At 42.3% G+C, this 17,775-nt stretch carries 18 protein-coding genes; 12 read left to right on the forward strand and 6 right to left on the reverse strand.

What is annotated here, in order from left to right:
* The first annotated feature begins 19 nt into the window (after positions 1-19).
* The 3 genes from radC (at position 20) to rpmG (ending at position 1,201) form a co-directional block, all read left to right on the forward strand.
* Positions 20-694 (forward strand): DNA repair protein RadC, encoded by a 675-nt coding sequence (gene radC / locus Q91_RS09685; RefSeq protein WP_015006717.1) that lies wholly within the window; start codon positions 20-22, stop codon positions 692-694.
* Between the two features lie 104 nt (positions 695-798).
* Positions 799-1,035: a 50S ribosomal protein L28 gene (rpmB, locus tag Q91_RS09690; protein ID WP_015006718.1), complete on the forward strand. Its 237-nt coding sequence runs from the start codon at positions 799-801 to the stop codon at positions 1,033-1,035.
* A 10-nt stretch (positions 1,036-1,045) separates the two neighbouring features.
* Positions 1,046-1,201 (forward strand): 50S ribosomal protein L33, encoded by a 156-nt coding sequence (gene rpmG / locus Q91_RS09695; protein WP_015006719.1) that lies wholly within the window; start codon positions 1,046-1,048, stop codon positions 1,199-1,201.
* Between the two features lie 69 nt (positions 1,202-1,270).
* On the opposite strand, the gene Q91_RS09700 is transcribed toward rpmG, so the two are convergent.
* Positions 1,271-1,663, reverse strand: a complete 393-nt coding sequence (locus Q91_RS09700; protein WP_015006720.1) for a Rieske 2Fe-2S domain-containing protein — start codon at positions 1,661-1,663, stop codon at positions 1,271-1,273.
* Positions 1,654-6,168: a cyclic nucleotide-binding domain-containing protein gene (locus tag Q91_RS09705; RefSeq protein ID WP_015006721.1), complete on the reverse strand. Its 4,515-nt coding sequence runs from the start codon at positions 6,166-6,168 to the stop codon at positions 1,654-1,656. Before Q91_RS09705 ends, Q91_RS09700 begins: the two co-directional genes overlap by 10 nt.
* 211 nt (positions 6,169-6,379) lie before the next feature.
* On the opposite strand from Q91_RS09705, the gene Q91_RS09710 reads away from it, so the two are divergent.
* From Q91_RS09710 to Q91_RS09740, 7 genes are all read left to right on the forward strand, one after another.
* Entirely contained in the window at positions 6,380-6,799 is a 420-nt protein-coding gene (locus Q91_RS09710; protein WP_015006722.1) for a DUF6524 family protein, read from the forward strand.
* Positions 6,800-6,810: 11 nt separating this feature from the next.
* Entirely contained in the window at positions 6,811-8,184 is a 1,374-nt protein-coding gene (locus Q91_RS09715; RefSeq protein ID WP_020162614.1) for a DegQ family serine endoprotease, read from the forward strand.
* A gap of 5 nt (positions 8,185-8,189) precedes the next feature.
* On the forward strand, positions 8,190-8,714 hold the full coding sequence (moaB, locus tag Q91_RS09720) for a molybdenum cofactor biosynthesis protein B (protein ID WP_015006724.1): 525 nt from the start codon (positions 8,190-8,192) through the stop codon (positions 8,712-8,714).
* A gap of 6 nt (positions 8,715-8,720) precedes the next feature.
* Positions 8,721-9,095, forward strand: a complete 375-nt coding sequence (locus Q91_RS09725) for a DUF423 domain-containing protein (RefSeq protein WP_015006725.1) — start codon at positions 8,721-8,723, stop codon at positions 9,093-9,095.
* A gap of 4 nt (positions 9,096-9,099) precedes the next feature.
* Entirely contained in the window at positions 9,100-11,736 is a 2,637-nt protein-coding gene (gene pepN / locus Q91_RS09730; RefSeq protein ID WP_015006726.1) for an aminopeptidase N, read from the forward strand.
* Positions 11,737-11,775: 39 nt separating this feature from the next.
* A complete protein-coding gene (locus tag Q91_RS09735) occupies positions 11,776-12,291 on the forward strand; it encodes a methylated-DNA--[protein]-cysteine S-methyltransferase (protein ID WP_015006727.1) in 516 nt (171 codons plus the stop codon).
* A 127-nt stretch (positions 12,292-12,418) separates the two neighbouring features.
* Positions 12,419-12,892, forward strand: a complete 474-nt coding sequence (locus tag Q91_RS09740; RefSeq protein WP_015006728.1) for a DUF1456 family protein — start codon at positions 12,419-12,421, stop codon at positions 12,890-12,892.
* 4 nt (positions 12,893-12,896) lie between these two features.
* Here the strand turns inward: Q91_RS09740 and Q91_RS09745 are convergent, their stop codons facing one another.
* From Q91_RS09745 to Q91_RS09755, 3 genes are read right to left on the reverse strand one after another with little or no spacing between them, the layout of a single operon-like run.
* On the reverse strand, positions 12,897-13,478 hold the full coding sequence (locus Q91_RS09745; RefSeq protein WP_015006729.1) for a CoA pyrophosphatase: 582 nt from the start codon (positions 13,476-13,478) through the stop codon (positions 12,897-12,899).
* 21 nt (positions 13,479-13,499) lie between these two features.
* Positions 13,500-14,057 carry an NUDIX hydrolase gene (locus Q91_RS09750; protein ID WP_015006730.1) on the reverse strand — a complete coding sequence of 186 codons (558 nt, stop codon included), beginning with the start codon at positions 14,055-14,057 and terminating at the stop codon, positions 13,500-13,502.
* Entirely contained in the window at positions 14,050-14,496 is a 447-nt protein-coding gene (locus Q91_RS09755) for a sigma D regulator (RefSeq protein WP_015006731.1), read from the reverse strand. The genes Q91_RS09750 and Q91_RS09755 overlap by 8 nt, the downstream gene beginning before the upstream one ends.
* Positions 14,497-14,740: 244 nt before the next feature.
* Between Q91_RS09755 and Q91_RS09760 the strand changes: the two genes are divergently transcribed.
* A complete protein-coding gene (locus Q91_RS09760; protein WP_015006732.1) occupies positions 14,741-15,895 on the forward strand; it encodes a GNAT family N-acetyltransferase in 1,155 nt (384 codons plus the stop codon).
* Between the two features lie 199 nt (positions 15,896-16,094).
* Here the strand turns inward: Q91_RS09760 and Q91_RS09765 are convergent, their stop codons facing one another.
* A complete protein-coding gene (locus Q91_RS09765) occupies positions 16,095-16,505 on the reverse strand; it encodes a hypothetical protein (protein WP_015006733.1) in 411 nt (136 codons plus the stop codon).
* A gap of 196 nt (positions 16,506-16,701) precedes the next feature.
* On the opposite strand from Q91_RS09765, the gene Q91_RS09770 reads away from it, so the two are divergent.
* Positions 16,702-17,772 (forward strand): efflux RND transporter periplasmic adaptor subunit, encoded by a 1,071-nt coding sequence (locus Q91_RS09770; protein ID WP_015006734.1) that lies wholly within the window; start codon positions 16,702-16,704, stop codon positions 17,770-17,772.
* Positions 17,773-17,775: the final 3 nt, after the last annotated feature.

The following is a 17,775-nucleotide window of genomic DNA, read 5'->3' on the forward strand; positions in this document are numbered from 1 at the left end:
TCATTATCAAGGATTGATTATGTCTATTACTGACTGGCCTGAATTGGAAAGGCCCCGTGAAAAATTATTAAGTCGAGGCGCCGCCTCACTGTCCGATGCAGAACTTCTCGCCATTTTCTTACGTACAGGCACTCAAGGCTTGACCGCCGTAGACCTATCTCGCCGCCTTCTCAAGCAATTTGGCTCATTAAACTCGCTAATGCACGCATCGCAACCTGAGTTTTGTCAGGGGCATGGGTTGGGTAAGGCTAAATATGCACAATTGCAAGCCGTGCTAGAAATGGCACGTCGATATTTACACGAAAACATCCGCCATAAAAACGCGCTCAACACCCCCGATGACACCAAACAGTTCTTAAAAAGCAAACTAGCTCATCAGCAAAGAGAGGTATTTGCTTGTCTCTATTTGGACACCAAGCACCACGTTCTTGCCTTTGAAGAATTATTCTTTGGCACTATTGATGGTGCTAGTGTACACCCACGAGAAGTTGTTAAAGGCGCTCTTGCTAACAATGCCGCAGCAGTTATTTTTGCTCACAACCACCCATCAGGGAATCCAACACCCAGTCAAGCCGATATACAGGTTACCCACCAACTAATCGAGGCATTAAAGTTAATCGATATTCGCGTTTTAGACCATTTAATCATCGGCAGCGGCGATGCCTCCTCACTCGCTGAACTAGGCCACATCTAAGAATAGAAACGAATTTTTTCTTTACTCAATTATCATATTCTGGTATAAATTCGCACCGTTTCGCAGTAAGTTGCCAATCAATTAATTTTAATAGAGGTTTTATCATGTCTAAAGTATGCCAAGTCACTGGCAAGCGCCCTATGTCGGGAAACAATGTTTCTCACGCGAAAAACAGAACTCGTCGTCGCTTTGAGCCGAATCTTCATCACCACCGTTTTTGGGTAGAAAGCGAAAATCGTTTTGTTCGCTTACGCGTTTCAGCAAATGGCATGCGTACAATTGACAAAAATGGCATCGACGCTATTTTGGCCGACATTCGCTCACGTGGCGAAAAAGTTTAAGGACTGAAAAATGAGAGATAAAATTAAATTAGTTTCAAGCGCTAAAACAGGCCATTACTACACAACAACAAAAAACAAACGTAATATGCCAGAAAAAATGGAAATCAAAAAATTTGATCCAACCATTAGACAGCATGTTATGTATAAGGAAGCTAAAATAAAATAAGTCTGAACCAATCAGCACTTAGCTTTCTGCACAGGCCATAGTCTGCGCAAAAATACCTTAAAAAGCCCGTCAAATTGACGGGCTTTTTTCGAGATCAAGTAAGGCAATATAAGACATTCCGTCTTTTTCAATAAAGCTCAATGCCTTTAACCACTTCCCGTTACATGGCCCAGCAAAACACTCGCCATCTTGTGTTTTAAACATCGCCCCATGAATAGAGCATTGAATATATAAACCAGTTCGACTTAAAAACTGGTCTGGCATCCAGTTCAATGGCGCCCCTGTATGGGGACAGTTATTCTTATACGCTCTCAGCGTCATGTCTTGTTCGCGCACAAAAAAACCACTGCAAGCACCTTTATCACCCAAGTCGACTTCAAATGCTCTGGAACTTAGGCTTGCTAGCGTTTCAACTTCAACCGCAGCCACATATTCAACACCATCTTTTTGTATTATTTCCACCAGCCCTTTTTCTTTTCTTTTTGTGTTTTCTCAGGAAGCACTTCTTGGTTTGCTAACGTTTGCATCGTCAAGATCTTTTTCTTCAGCGCCAAATTCATTTTTTCACTATTTTCTACTTTTAGCTGCATTGCTTGGATATCTTTTTCTGTTTGCTCCCGAACTAAATCTAGCTCTGACTGAAGTGCTTTAAGAGCATTTTTCTCTTCTTCACTGGATTCTTCTACTACATCGCTAGAGGATGTCTCTAGTTTTATCTCAAGATCCAGCAACATAGTTGACGCCTCATCTAACTGTTTTTCCAACTCTTTTATTCGTTTTTCTGCTGGATCATTCTCGACCGCACTAGACGCATTTCTTTCCATCTTTTCAAGTTGATGCTTCAACTCATTATTGTTGTTATTAATATCCGCCAGCTTCTCTTGCAGGGCCGCTTTTTCGTGCTTATCGGTCTCAAGTGAGCTCATCAGCTGATCTAACCTTTTTAATGTTTCTTTCTCTGCATTTTGCGCCGTTAATAGTTGCTCAGTTAACTGAGCAGTTTTTTCATCTGCATCATTATGCGCTTTGATCAACTGTTCTTTTTCCACTTTAAGGCTTTTTAGCGATTGCTCCAGCTCAGCCATTTTTTGCTGTGATACGTTAACAACCTTATCACCCGACAATTTAAGTTGCTCTAACTCTGATAAGGCGACGCGCATTTCTTCTTTTTCACTAACCTTGGAAGATAAGTTTGTTTCCGCTTTTTGTAGAGCAATACGCTCTTTTTGGAGGTCATTTTCTGTCTGCTGAAGCTGGTTTTCTAACGCCTTTAACCGCTCTTCAAACATCCGTTCTTTATCTTGCTGTTTTGACACTTGTAGAGCTAAAGCATTATTCAGTTCCTCACAACGCTGCTCAGCGCTGTCCGCTAAAGTACTCAGCGCTTTATGCGCCTTTTTAGACGTCAACAACTCTTCTTCCAGTTCTTTTTTTAGCGATACAAACTCATCCATTTCAGTTTGTTTTAACTCAACCGTTCGTGTTAATTCCACAGACTCATTGCGCGCTTTTTCTAGCTGCACCAATAATTCTCGTTGATCACCCGTAGCACTCGATAAAACTGCTTCCGCATCAAATAGTTTCTGTTGCAACTCATCTTTCTCAGCTTGCACTGACATCAGCTGCCCTTCGCTAAGCTCCTGCTGCTGTTTGACTTTTTTTAGCTCTGTGTCCAATTTGTTAAGTTGTTGAACATGAGCTTCATCGAGCTGTCGCGTCTGTTCGAGCAATGACTCTTCTAATGCTTTCAACTGGCCTTTGAGCTGCTCTAACGAGTCTGCTAATTTAGCATTCTTAGCATCCTTTTCTTGGATGATCATTTTCGTTTCTTGACGCTCTTGAGACAGCTCTGCGGTGACTTTTTGTTGCTCAATCAACAGACTATCAAGCTGAGATTTAGTGACTAATGACGCTTGCTCTGCAGCTTCTTTTTCTGACGCTAATTTATTAAGTTCCTGCGCGCTTTCAGCCTCAGCTCTTTGCAGCATGTCCAACTCGGCTTCAAGCATATCGGCCTTTTGTTGTAACTGCCTAACATCACCCTCTTTTTCCTTAGTCAACGAATTAAACTCTACGTTTCTTTCTTGAAGTTTTGATTCGGCCTGCTGTAGCAACTTCGTTAAACGTAATACTTCAGCTTCTCCGCCTTCACGCAGCTCTTCAAGCTTTTCTTGCGATTCATCTAACTGTTTGCTTAATTGTTGCTGCTCACCCTGCCTCTGCGCCAACTGTTTTTCCAAGGCTATTAGGCTTTTTTGGATAGCTTCCTTTTCACTCACTTCGCGATTCAGTTGCTGCTCAACATCTTGTTGCGTTGTTAGTGCTACTTTGGCATCATTTTGCGCCTCGGCAAGGCGCTTCTTCAACTCACTCTCTAACGACTCTTTGCCTGAGCTTATTTCACTCAGAGAGCTTTCTAGGGCAATCACCTGCTGACGTAGTTTTATCGCTTCTTTTTCAAACTGTTCTGTTCGAGCCTCTGATTCATTAAGCGACTCAGCCAACGCCTTTTCTGCTTGCGATTTTTGTTGTTTAAGACTGTCAACCTCTGTTAAGTAGTTATCTTCGTTACTCTTTAGCTCATCGGTCAGTTCTCGCAATTCATTTAACTGTTCAGCTAAAACTGTTTTTTCAGCCAACACATTCGATAAATGACTGTCCGACTGTGCTAGCTTTTCTTCTAAAGCAGCTTCCTCAGCATTCATTGCAACAGACTGTTCACGCCATTCAGCCAACAGCGTATCTTTTTCTAACACAGCGGACTCTAGGTCCTCTCGTTCTTGACTAAACGTCTCAAGTTTTTTCTCTGCCGTTTCTAATGCCTTTGTCAAAGCCTCAAGTTTAGTTGTCTTTTCATGCAGGGTTTGGTCGTACCCCCTGCTTTTCTCTTTCAATGATTCACAGGTTTCCGCCAAGAAGCCTAACGCCTCTGTTTGCTTTTCTAACGCTGTATCTTTTTCTTCTACTTGTTGTGTTAACGCGTTTATATCGCTTTCAAGCTCTTGGCGACGAGCATCAGCCTCTGCTTTATTTTTTTCTATCGCATCGTTTTGCTTTTCTTTTAACTGCTCTAGTTCATGCCTAGTCTGTGAAAGTTGGCTCTCTAATTGTGTTTGCAACTGGCCCGAGCTCTTTATAGTCGAACGCATTTCAGACAATTGGGAATTTAACTGCTGAATTTGATTATCTTTCTCTAAGTTAGCCGCTTCCTTATCATTAATCCGCTGTTTATTTTCTTCTTCCAGTTTAGTTTGAGATTTAAGTAACCCGCCCATTTCGCGCTCAGTCGCCTCTACTTTTTCTTCCAAGGCCTTTTTTTGGTTTCTTAATTCGATGGCTTCTTGTTTTGCCATCGCCAACGTTTCCTTAAACGTTGTTGTCGTTTCTGCCTCTCGAGTATTAATATCACTGATCGTTCGTTTAAGCTCATCGAGCTCCTTATCCTTCGCCTTAATGTCTTCGCCTAACAGGCTAAGCGATTCACGAGAACTCTCCATCGCTTGCTGCGCCTTATCCAGCGCTAGGGCTTTATCTTCCAGTTCTTTTGAAAGCTGCAAACCTGCTTCTTTTTCAGCAAGCAGCGCCTGGCTCATTTCCACCTCACGGTCACCATGACCATTGCGCAGCGCTAGCAGCTCGTCTGACACACGCTTTGATGATAATTGCAGCTCAGCGACTAGGGCTGCTTGTTGCTCATATTGTTGCTGTAAGCCCCTACGCTCTAACTCAAGCTTATTAGACCTTTCATTTGATTGCGCGCATAATTTTTCAAGCTCTGCTATTTTACGTTGCGCCTCTTCTAACTGCTTAGCATTCAAACTGTCAGCATTACTAACCGTCGCACCTTGATTCTCATTTGATGTTGTCGCAACGGCTGATAACGGCACCTCTTTTAAGGACAATTCTGGTGCCTTTTTCTTGCTCTTACTGGTAGACCTGCTAGCGATTCCTCCTTTCAAAATCAGCGCATTAAAACCAAACTTCAATAGTAGAAATGCTGCGGCCTCACTGGTTCGACCATTGGAGCAGACCAATACTTGTAATTGATCGTGACGCAATTCAGCGATTTTCATTCGTAACGAAAAGAAGGGGATATTTACACTGCCGTCAATATGATCATCAACATATTCATCGACCCCTCTTACATCTAACCAATTAGCACCCGCACTGACTTTTTCCTGCCCTTCTTGAAAGTTTACATATTGTAATACTGGCTCTTTAACCAACTTGATGAAGTTAGCTTTTGATAGGCGAAGCATTTGCCCCTTGCCTTTCATTTGAACCGTTACATTCCTTGGGTTGCCTGATAGCAGCGCATCTTCGCCAAAAGCATCACAGCTATGTAACTCACCCAACTTGATTAACCGCGCACCTTCAGAAGGCTGACGTATCAATTCACAACTACCTGTTTTAATGATGTAATAAAAATCCGCCTCATCCCCTTGTTTAACAACAACCTCACCCGGTTCAAAAGCGATCTCTTCCATCTGCATCATTACTTTTTGTAAATTTGATGCGGGCAACCGTTGAAAGACCGGCGATTGCAACATCGTTGTCATCCAATCGCCACTATGGTCTTCAACGTCATCTACCAAATAGGTTTGCCCATTATCTTCGGGGTTATCCATATCCAGCATATAAGTAGGAACTCGCACAATCCTCGCTTTAGACTTCGTCACTGCTCGAACTTTACGGGGCAATTGGTGGGCGATTGCAAAACGCGCCACTTCCGAACCTGTTACGATGGTTTCCATTTCCATCTCACCGGCAAATAAGCTAATCATTCCGCTGATCAAATAGATAAACTCTTTAGCATCATCCCCTTGCTCAAATAACACCGTTCCCTTATCGCACTCTTCAATAAGACATTCATTGCAAATAGTCGAAAAGTGGCCGCTTGGTAAGGTGTTTAAAGGAATAAATTTCCTTAAAATATGTTGGTTATCTTGATGTGGTCTCACGCTCATTTAATTCGGTTTGATCAATTAATTATCTATATATACAACACAGTGTAGTGCATGCAATAAAAATGGTCTGATTTCAGCCATAGAAATTAGTGTTTTCCAATTACGTCACACTTGCTACGCTTTTTTCAAAACGCTTTTAAAGCGTTCGTAAAGAAGTTAGCATTTTCAGTTAGAATACGTCTCATCAAGGTGACTCATTAAGGATAATACATTGAAAACAAATCAGTTCTCGGCCACTAATTTTTTCATTCGTTTAGCCATTGCAACAGTACTCGTCTTTGCAAGCTACAACCCCGCTGGCTTATCTTATTACCATTGGGTCGTCACAAAAACACCCGATATAACACCCCTTATGGCACTTGCCGGGCTGATTTTAATAATTGGTTGGGTCATTTATATACGCGCCACTTTACGCTCCCTTGGTGCTATCGGCATTGCCTTGGCAATTGCTTTTTTTGGCACCATATTCTGGATGATTGTTGATTGGGGGCTTGTGCCAGCTGATAACATCGATGCGGTCACTTATATTATTCAATGTATTTTATGTTTTATTATGACAACAGGTATGTCTTGGTCACACATACGTCGTCGTATGAGCGGACAAGTTGACGCCGACGATGTAGATCAATAGCATAGAGGTTTATGATGTTAAGACTTAAACAATTTGTACTGATCGGTTTATTAGTCCTTGCTACGAGTTTACCTGCGCACGCTGCACTGCCTGCTTTTATAGGCGAAAAACCTCTGCCTAGCTTAGCGCCCGTTTTAGAAAAAGTAACACCTGCTGTTGTTAATATTGCCACTAGAAGTATGGTTCAACAGCACGAAAACCCTCTATTACAAGACCCTTTCTTTCGACGTTTTTTCCAGCTCCCCAACACACCAAGAAAGCGTTCCACGCAAAGCTTAGGTTCAGGCGTCATCGTCGATGCAAATAAAGGACTTATCATTACTAATCACCACGTTATTGATAAAGCCGACAAAATAACGGTGACTTTGCGCGATGGCCGCTCATTTAACGCCAACGTGGTCGGCAGCGACCCTGATTCTGACGTTGCGGTTATTCAAATTAAGGCCGATCGGCTCACCGATTTACACATCGCCAACTCTGACCATTTACGGGTTGGCGACTTTGTTATTGCCATAGGCAACCCGTTTGGCCTTGGGCAAACCGTCACTTCAGGTATTGTTAGTGCGCTTGGCCGCTCTGGCCTTGGGATTGAAGGTTATGAGGATTTTATTCAAACAGATGCGTCTATTAATCCTGGTAATTCTGGTGGCGCGTTAATTAACTTGAAAGGCGAACTGGTGGGGATTAACACCGCCATCCTGGCACCGAGCGGCGGCAATGTTGGTATTGGTTTTGCGATCCCTAGTAATATGGCCGTTAGCCTAAAAGACCAATTGGTTAAGTTTGGTAAAGTCAAACGTGGGCAGTTAGGTATTAGTGTTCAAGACTTAACCCCTGAACTGGCGAAAGCATTTAGTCTTAGGGTCAAACATGGCGTTATTATTAGCCAAGTTGCTGCCAACTCCCCGGCAGAAAAAGCCCGCTTACGCCCCGGCGATATTGTGTTAAGCATAAATGGCAAACCGATAAAAAATAGTGCCAGTTTACGTAACAGCCTAGGACTGCTAACTATTGGCGACAATGCCAAACTACAAATCTTACGTAACGGCAAGCAACTACCTGTCTCTATCACCATCGCTCAACATGAAGTGGTTTCTATCGATGGGGCGCGTATTCATAATCAATTGGTCGGGGTAACACTGTCTAACTTATCTGATGGTGACCAACTGTACAACATCAAACACGGCGTCAAAATTGCCGACGTCGCAACCAACTCTATTGCTTGGCTAAACGGTTTACGTAAAGGTGATATCATTAGCCAAGTAAACCGCATTCCCGTTCGTAACATCCTTGAACTAACCAATGCCATCAAACAACGTAGATCCAACTCGCTACTACTGAATATTCAACGCGGTAATAGTGCCTTCTTTTTACTTATTCGGTAGCCAAAATGCCCACAAATTCTCGTCAATTTATTCCACTTAATATCGCCATTATGGTGGTCTCAGACTCGCGTACAGAAGAAACCGACACTTCTGGAAAAACACTGGTTGATCGACTCGTCGATGCAGGCCACCAGTGTGCAGAAAAAGTTATTGTTATTGATGATATCTACCAAATTCGCGCAAAAATATCCGCTTGGATTGCCGACCCAGCTATTAATGCCATCATTACCACTGGCGGCACTGGCGTCACTGGCCGTGATGGCACGCCTGAAGCTGTAAAACCTTTACTAGATAAAGAATTGACAGGCTTTGGTGAAGTTTTTCGCACACTTTCATACGATGAAATAGGTACCTCAACCATGCAATCAAGAGCCATTGCTGGCGTTGCTAATGGACATTATATTTTTTGCGTACCCGGCTCATCAGGTGCTTGTAGAACCGCATGGGACAAATTAATTAGTGCACAGCTTGATTACCGCACACGACCCTGCAATCTGGTTGAAGTAATGCCACGTTTACTAGAAAAGTAACACCTTATGAAAACCTTACCGTTTATCACCTTAGGGGCCTTCTTTGCTTTCTTGGCCGTAGTAATAGGAGCCTTTGGAGCACATGCTGTTAAAGGCAGCTTATCGCCTCATTATTTAGCCGTTTACCACACCGCTTCGGATTATCAAATGTGGCATGCCATCGGCCTGATTCTCATCGGCGTGTTACACCAAAACAATCCATCTAATTTATTACGCATAGCGGGTTGGTTTATGCTTGCCGGGATGCTAATTTTTTCTGGCAGCCTATACATCCTCAGCTTAACAGGCATCACCATTCTCGGCGCAATCACACCCATTGGTGGCGTTGCCTTGCTCATCGCATGGTTACTGTTTGCCTACCACTCCTTTAAATCAAAATAACCTTATGTCTACTTCCGAACAAAAAACTATTTACTTAAAAGACTATACCGTTCCTGAGTTCCTAATTAGCAAAACTGAGCTTCATTTTGACTTATCGGCTGACAAAACCCATGTCAATTCTCGCCTCAATATTTACCGTAACCCTGATTGTAAAAAAACTAACCCTGATTTGGTATTAATGGGTGAAGAGCTAACGCTTATTGACCTTAAAGTTGATGGTGAAAGACTTCACCCTGAACACTATACACTCGATGATAAAACACTCACTATTCACAACCCTAGTGCTCGTTTTGTTTTAGAAATCAGCAATCACATCAACCCAAGCACCAATACAGCGCTTAGTGGTTTATATAAATCAAACACCATGCTCTGTACCCAGTGCGAGGCCGAGGGCTTTAGACGTATTACCTGGTTTTTAGATAGGCCAGACGTCATGTCTATCTTTAGCGTCACGATGGTGGCCGACAAAGATGAATACCCCGTTTTATTATCCAACGGCAACCGCACTGGTAGCCCAAACATTGCCCTAGCAGATAATAAACACGCTGCCCGTTGGCATGACCCTTTCCCCAAACCTAGCTATTTATTTGCGCTTGTCGCTGGAGATTTAGCTTGCTTAAAAGACTCTTTTACAACCTGTTCGGGGCGAGAGGTTGCGTTAGAAGTGTACGTCGAAGAGCATGATTTAGATAAGACGTCACATGCCATGCAGTCTTTAAAAAATGCCATGCGTTGGGATGAACAAGCCTTTGGTCGCGAATACGACCTTGATATCTATATGATTGTTGCTGTGAGCCATTTCAATATGGGGGCAATGGAAAATAAGGGCCTCAATATTTTCAACACAAAATATGTTTTGGCCAGTGAAAAAACCGCTACTGATGCCGACTTTGAAAATGTCGAAGCTGTCATTGGCCACGAATACTTCCATAACTGGTCTGGCAATCGCGTTACCTGTAGAGATTGGTTTCAACTGAGTTTAAAAGAAGGCTTTACTGTTTTTCGCGATCAACAGTTTACCGCCCATCAAACTTCTGAAGCGGTAAAACGTATTAAAGATGTCAATATGCTTCGCACACATCAATTTGCTGAAGATGCGGGGCCATTGTCACACCCTATTCGCCCCAGCTCCTTCGTTGAGATCAATAATTTTTACACCCTTACTATCTATGAAAAAGGTGCTGAAGTTGTGCGAATGCTTCATACATTGTTAGGTGAAACCGGCTTTAGAAAAGGCTGTGACTTATATTTCGAACGTTATGATGGACAAGCTGTCACCACCGAAGACTTTGTCACTGCCTTAGAAGATGCGAATAACGCCAACTTTGAGCAATTTAAACAGTGGTATAGTCAAGCAGGCACGCCGACGGTTACAGTAACAACAAGCTATAACCAAAACGAAAAAACCTACACCGTAAGTTTCGAACAACACAATAACTCCCCCTCAACTCAAGCCAATAAAGAGCCTCTAGTCATCCCCATTCGACTGGGTTTACTCGATGACAACGGCAAAGAACTTAACCTGCATGGCGAGCAAACATCAACGGTTCTTGAGTTAACTAAAGCGGAGCAATCATTTACTTTTACTGATATTAATACAGAGCCCACCCCCTCTATACTCCGTGGATTTTCAGCACCGATAAAACTGCAACAAACACTTAGCATTGAACAGAAAATCCATTTATTTCAACATGATAAAGATGCCTTTAATCGCTGGGAAGCAGGACAAAACTGCCTAAGCTATTTTATTTTTAAAACCATTGATGCGATACAGAACCATCATAAGGTACCGCCCTTACCCGATGAACTGGTGGGTACATTCCGTGCCATTTTGCAACAGCCTTTAGCAGATCTAGCTTATCAATCATTATTATTAAGCCTTCCAAGCAAAGCTTACCTGGCCGAACAAATGAGCACTATTGATATTGATGCCTTATACCAAGCACACCGCATTGTTAAGCAAACCTTAGCCTCATCTCTACAAGACCTATGGCTAGCACGCTATCACGCTAATCATCACGTAGGCGCTGGCACCGATTCACAAAGTATTGCTCAACGGTCATTTAAAAACCTTTGTCTCGATTATTTAATGGCGTTAGAAACCGATGAGGTTCGTTCAATGTGTATTCAACAATTTGAAACGGCTCGGAACATGACCGATCAAATTGCTGCGCTAGCCGAATTAAGCCACCTCGATACCCCACTCAATGTGAGTTATTTTGATGCTTTTTATCAACAGTGGAAAAATGAAGATCTGGTCATCGACAAATGGTTCGCCTTGCAAGCTTGTTCAGAAAAAACCGACGCATTACACAGCGTAAAAAAGTTAACTCAGCACCCAGACTTCGACATGAAAACACCCAATCGAGTTCGGAGTGTGATTGGCGCTTTTGCCACAGCCAACCCTTTGCACTTTAACGCAATAGACGGCTCTGGGTATGAATTTGTAGCCGATAACATTCTTCTGCTGGACAGCATTAATCCTCAAGTGGCGGCTCGATTAGCTAATTCACTAAGCCACTGGAAAAAATTTGATAGTACGCGACAACAATTGATTAAGGCGCAACTATCGCGCATACAAGCTCATACACCACTGTCAAAAGATGTGTCTGAAATTGTTTCTCGTAGCCTAACCGCTTAATTCACTGGGCTATCGCTACAAAGGACTAAATCCCATAGCATGCGATCGCTAAATGAAATCCACATCCAATCATACGATAGCCCACTAGGTGAACTACTGATTGGCTCCTTTGAGAATCAACTATGCCTATGTGATTGGCAACAGCGGCAAAAACGGGCGAGCATTGACAGACGTCTACAAACGCGCCTAAACGCGCATTATGTCAACAAAAAAACAGCTATCATCGACACGGCCTTTAAGCAACTCAATCGCTACTTTCGACAAGAATTAACACAATTCGACTTACCCATTTTAATGGTAGGCACTGATTTCCAACAACGCGTATGGCGTAGCCTACAAACCATCCCATACGCTTCAACTACTTCTTACCAAACAATCGCTAGCACTATTCATAATAAAACGGCTGTTCGTGCTGTTGCTAATGCCATAGGCGCTAATGCTGTCAGTTTAATCATTCCTTGTCACCGAATTATTGGCAGCCATGGCAGCCTGACCGGTTATGCGGGAGGCTTAGCGGCCAAAAAACAGTTATTGGCCTTAGAACAAAATCAATAAAGCTTCGTCACTGTAAAACACCTATTATTCGGTTTACTTTTTCAGCGCATACAAAAAATGAACTACAGGCGCCCACGAAGCTGTAAAATACTCTCACCAACCAGACCAAACCATTCTAGGAACCTTTGTGACCAATAACGATATTTTACGCCGCCTTCGCTACACCTTCGATTTCAATGATGCAAAAATGATCGATATTTTTAAACAGGCAGATCACGAGGTGACACGCGAGCAAATAAGCAACTGGTTAAAAAAAGATGACGACGAAGCTTATGTAAGCTGTGGAGACACCTCATTTTCAATATTTTTAAATGGGTTGATTATCGACCGACGAGGAAAACAGGATAGGCCCACACCTGAGCCCGATAAAAAAATCACTAATAATATCGTGTTACGTAAACTTAAAATCGCCTTCGACATGAAAAATGAAGACGTTTTAGCGCTGTTATCAAACAATGGCGTTTCCATTAGTAAACATGAGCTAAGCGCATTTTTTCGTCGCACAGACCATAAACATTATCGTCCTTGTAAAGACCAAGTCCTACGAAATTTCTTGCAAGGCTTACAAAACAAGTACCGGCCCAGCTCAGCCAAAAACTAGCAAATTAGGTGTTTTTCGCCACCCTTAAACGGCCAGCAAATGCATACAGCATAGCGGCTGTTGCACCCCAGATTTGAAAGCCGTCGTACATCAACTCCCAATACATCCTATTTTGACCCTTCCAGACAACTTCTTTTCTTTCATAACAAGACTGGTCTGCCAAGATTGATAATGGCACCTCAAACACATCAGCCACTTCAAACTCATCAATATTGAGAGTAAACGAAGGTTCCACAAAACCCACAATGGGAACGACTTTAAAATTAGTTACCGTTAAAAAGGGCTCGATAATTCCGGCCACTTCTATTAAGTCCTGTTGAATCCCCACTTCTTCCTCGGTTTCTCGTAACGCCGTCTGTAGTGGCGAAAGATCAATGCTGTCAGCACGTCCTCCAGGAAAACTAACCTGTCCAGCATGATTATTAAGATGTTCGGTACGCTTAGTTAGCAAAACTTGCCATTGATCACGTTCAACCAAAGGAATCAGAACAGCTGCATTACGTAAACCATCTTTACGCTGTTGCTGCGACCAACCTTGAAGGCTGCTTGCCGGCTCTAGGCATTGAATAATCTGTTCTCGTTTCATTTCACACCCATGGCTAAATGGTTAACGAGATAACGGTCTTGTAATATCTGCAGACCTAAACTTAAAACAACCGGACTGTCTATCCTGAAAATAAAACTCTAGCGATTTACGCATGGTTTCAAAAGCCAGCTCATCCCAAGGAATTTCATGCTCCGCAAATAAACGCACCTCTAAACTTTCTTCACCACTTGAAAACTCTGGCTTTAATAATACTGAACGATACATCACATACACTTGGTCAATGTGTGGCAAGTTAAAAACCGCGTATAGCTCTTCAGTTTGGACAACCGCCTCGGCTTCTTCCAAAGTTTCTCGTACAGCCGCCTGCTCGGTCGTTTCACCCAGCTCCATAAAACCTGCTGGCAATGTCCAGAATCCTTTTCTAGGATCAATAGCGCGCTTACATAACAAAATTTTATCTTCCCAAACAGGAATACAGCCGGCAATAATTCGTGGGTTTTGATAATGCACAAGGTCGCAGGCGTCACAAACATCCCGAATCTGGTTATCCCCCTCGGGCGTTTTTGACTCCGTTTTATTACCACATTCAGGGCAATACTTTATCTGTGGTCTAGGCAAGCATTTCGCCTATTAATTGATCTTCTAACTCAATTCGGTTTGCCAGATTTTCACCGACTGAGGATAAGTCGCTAGCCAATTCATTTAAAATCATTGCTGGCGTTAACGTCTGGTACTTGTCATTAAAGTCTAAAACAGTTTCAGTAGCTTTAGAGATACTTGGGTAGATGCGCTCAGCGGCGGCCAGTACAGACTTACGTCTTTCATTACCCGCTAAAATGCGTTGATACACGCCAAAATGTCCTAATGAAATATAATCAACCGTCAACTGACAAAAATCTTGAAGCAGTTCCTCGATTGGTTTTTGGCCTTTATGTTCCTCAATGCCCGATACTGCACAGTAAGAAGACCAGACTTGTTTTCGTTCTTCGAGTAACTCACGGATCAAACCACTTGTTTGGGTTCGTTCCTTCTTTTGAGCCATACTTTCGTTAGACATATCCCTATCCATCATGTTTTTTTTGTAAAGAATACTCTATGCCATTGTTTACTTTTCGACAATATATAATTCCAGTATTTAGCTTTACCGATTTATTCTTTAAAAACCCTATCTGAACTGCTCAGCGTCAGCGTTTTAGTGGCTTGTTATCGCCAATGGTTCTCATAATAGCTAGCCATAACAGCGCTAGAAACGACTACAATGGCATGCGCCTTAATCATTATTTTTCGTTAACCTTAACACTATGAATATTAAATTTCTCTCTAGCATATCTAAGGTATCAGACACACACTGGAACAGTGTATTTGAAACTGATTATCCGTTTATTCAACATGCTTTTTTATCTGCACTTGAACAAAGCGGCTGTACCCAAGCTTCTACCGGCTGGACCCCTCATCATATAATTGTCACCGATAGAGATGACATTATCGCTGCCATGCCTTGTTACCTTAAGACCCACTCGTACGGCGAATACGTTTTTGATTGGGCTTGGGCCAATGCCTATCAGCAACACCAATTACACTATTACCCTAAATTATTATCAGCCATCCCTTTCACACCATCCACAGGCCCTCGTTTAGCTTTTCACAACCGCATTCAATTGACACAAGAAAAACAGACCATCATTAAAAATATCCGACAGGCTGCTCTCGATTCAGTTTCTTCAGTGGGGTTATCGAGTTGGCATGTGCTTTTCCCTGACACCGAAATGTCTTCCTTACTGGAGGACTCCGAGTATAAACAACGCAGTGGCATTCAATACCATTGGTTCAACCATCACTACACGTCTTTCGACGATTTCCTGCAAACATTTAAATCACGTAAACGCAAAACATTACGTAAAGAACGGCTGTCAATTACTCAACAAGGTATTGAAATGACGGTGGTCGATGGTCGTGATATTAGCAAACAATTAATGGCTGAATTTTATCGTTTTTATCATTTCACATACTTAAAGCGTAGCGGGCAACAAGGCTATTTAAATTTAGAATTTTTTAACTTATTACTGTCAACCATGGCTGAGAACTTGGTGATGTTTTGCGCCCAAAAAGACAATAGGCTCATTGGTGCTGCACTGTGTTTTAAAGATCATCAAACACTGTATGGTCGCTATTGGGGCTGTGAGCAAGAATATGAGTTTTTACATTTCGAAGCTTGTTATTACCAAGGCATTGAATACTGTATTAATCATAAACTCATGCGCTTTGACCCGGGCGCTCAAGGCGAACATAAAATCTCACGTGGTTTCAAGCCCGTCAAAACCTTGTCAAACCACATGATATTACATGCCGAATTTCGTCAAGCCATTGAACAGTTTATTGACGATGAAAAAATACAGGTTAACGCACAGATAGACCACCTCACTAGTTTCCTACCTTTTAAATCGGCGTCGTTATAAACAAAACATCAAGCATTATCAATGAAATACGCGCTTTTAAAGAAGGGCTTAAACGTTTATTGCCAACCACCACTAACCTTCAAGACAAACTTGAAGGCACAAATACTGCCAACTACTTATAAATTGTGGCGATAACAAAAACCTTCACGAAAAAATAAACATTCGAGCAGATCTGACAAGCCAACAATTACAAAGAAACTTAATCTATTCTAAAGTCCGGCATATCGCTGTCTAAAAACCACTGTTTTGACTCCTCATCGAACCACCAAACTTGAGTATGTTTTACTTGATAGACACGCCCTGTTTCATTTTGAATATAACCAAATAATGCCTGCGCTATGATGGTGTCATCCTCCTCGTTGGGCACAGAACCTATCAAATCATAAGAAGTCACCGTAATTTTATTAAGCCCATCAATTGGAGCTAATTTGCGCGCTGGATTTCTATAACGAATAACACTTGCCGCCGTTTCATACGACTTCCAGCGTAACGCTTTCATAAACAGTTTTTGTTTAGCATCTAGATGCTCTAACTTTTTTTGCTCTGTTATATGCGCGCAAGCCGACAGCATCAGTATTAGGCCAACACAAACCCATTTTATATTTTTCATTCAACGCCTTACTCTATATCTAACGTCAGTCTATTATGCCTAAATTGTCCTTTTCCTGTTGCAGTCTTAGTCTATTTTTAACGGATAAACAATGTTTTTACATTAAAGAATGCTAATATTCAGTTTGAGAAGCCTTCTTTGACGGCGTATACTTAGGCCGCTAGCAATCAATTCAAGCATCATTACGGAGACCCCCTTGAGTAAAAAAATACTTTTACTAGCCATTATTATTATCGTGATATTTGGTGGCTTATTCGGTTCGAAATTCCTTCAAATCAACAAAGCAATGTCATCCCGCAAAGCACCACCGCCGCCTACAGTAACAACGGTCGAGGTGATTAAAGAGCAGTGGGAAAACACCTTGTCATCAGTCGGCACCATTAACCCTGTACGAGGCATTGTTTTAAGCAATGAAATTGCAGGCATCATTTCCGTTCTGCACGTAGACTCAGGCGCCACTGTGAAAAAAGGCGATTTGATTCTCGAGCTTGATACCTCAACAGATAGAGCAAACCTTGATGGTTTAGTCGCAGCTGAAAAGCTTGCGACAATAAAATTTAAACGTCAGGTCACTTTGTTAAAAAACAAAGCAACCTCCCTATCTAGTCATGATGAGGCCCGTGCTGAATTAGACATCGCAAAAGCGGCCGTTATTTCGCAACAAAGCATTATTAACAAAAAGAAAATACGTGCTCCATTCTCTGGTGAAATAGGTATTCGACTTGTCAGCCTTGGACAATACTTAGACAAAGGCGCTCAAATTGCCCAACTCGTGTCCTTATCGCCCATCATCGCCGATTTTTCATTTCCTGAACGCCACTTTGCACAACTTAAAACAGGGCAATTGGTAAAGGTTAAGGTTCAAGCCTACCCCGACGAAGTCTTTACAGGTAATATCCAAGCGATAAACCCAAGCCTACATCAAGAAACCCGTTCTATTGGCGTTAGAGCCACTATCGACAATCCTGATGAAAAGCTTAGAGCAGGAATGTTTGCTGAAGTAACCGCTATTACCTCAAAAGCCAGTCCCGTTTTAACATTGCCTGAAACCGCTGTTTTATTTAATACCTATGGTGAGAGCGTTTATGTCGTAAAACAACAGGACGGCCAACATAGTGTTGAGCTACGTAATATTGAAACCGGCGCCCATCAAGAAGGCCGCGTTGAAATAGTTAAAGGACTCCAACTAAACGATATAGTCGTTAATGAGGGTCACGTAAAACTCAGAAACGGTCAGGTAGTTACCCTTTCCAATAACCAACAATAGGCA

Source organism: Cycloclasticus sp. P1 (genome assembly GCF_000299965.1).
GTDB classification, from domain to species: domain Bacteria; phylum Pseudomonadota; class Gammaproteobacteria; order Methylococcales; family Cycloclasticaceae; genus Cycloclasticus; species Cycloclasticus pugetii.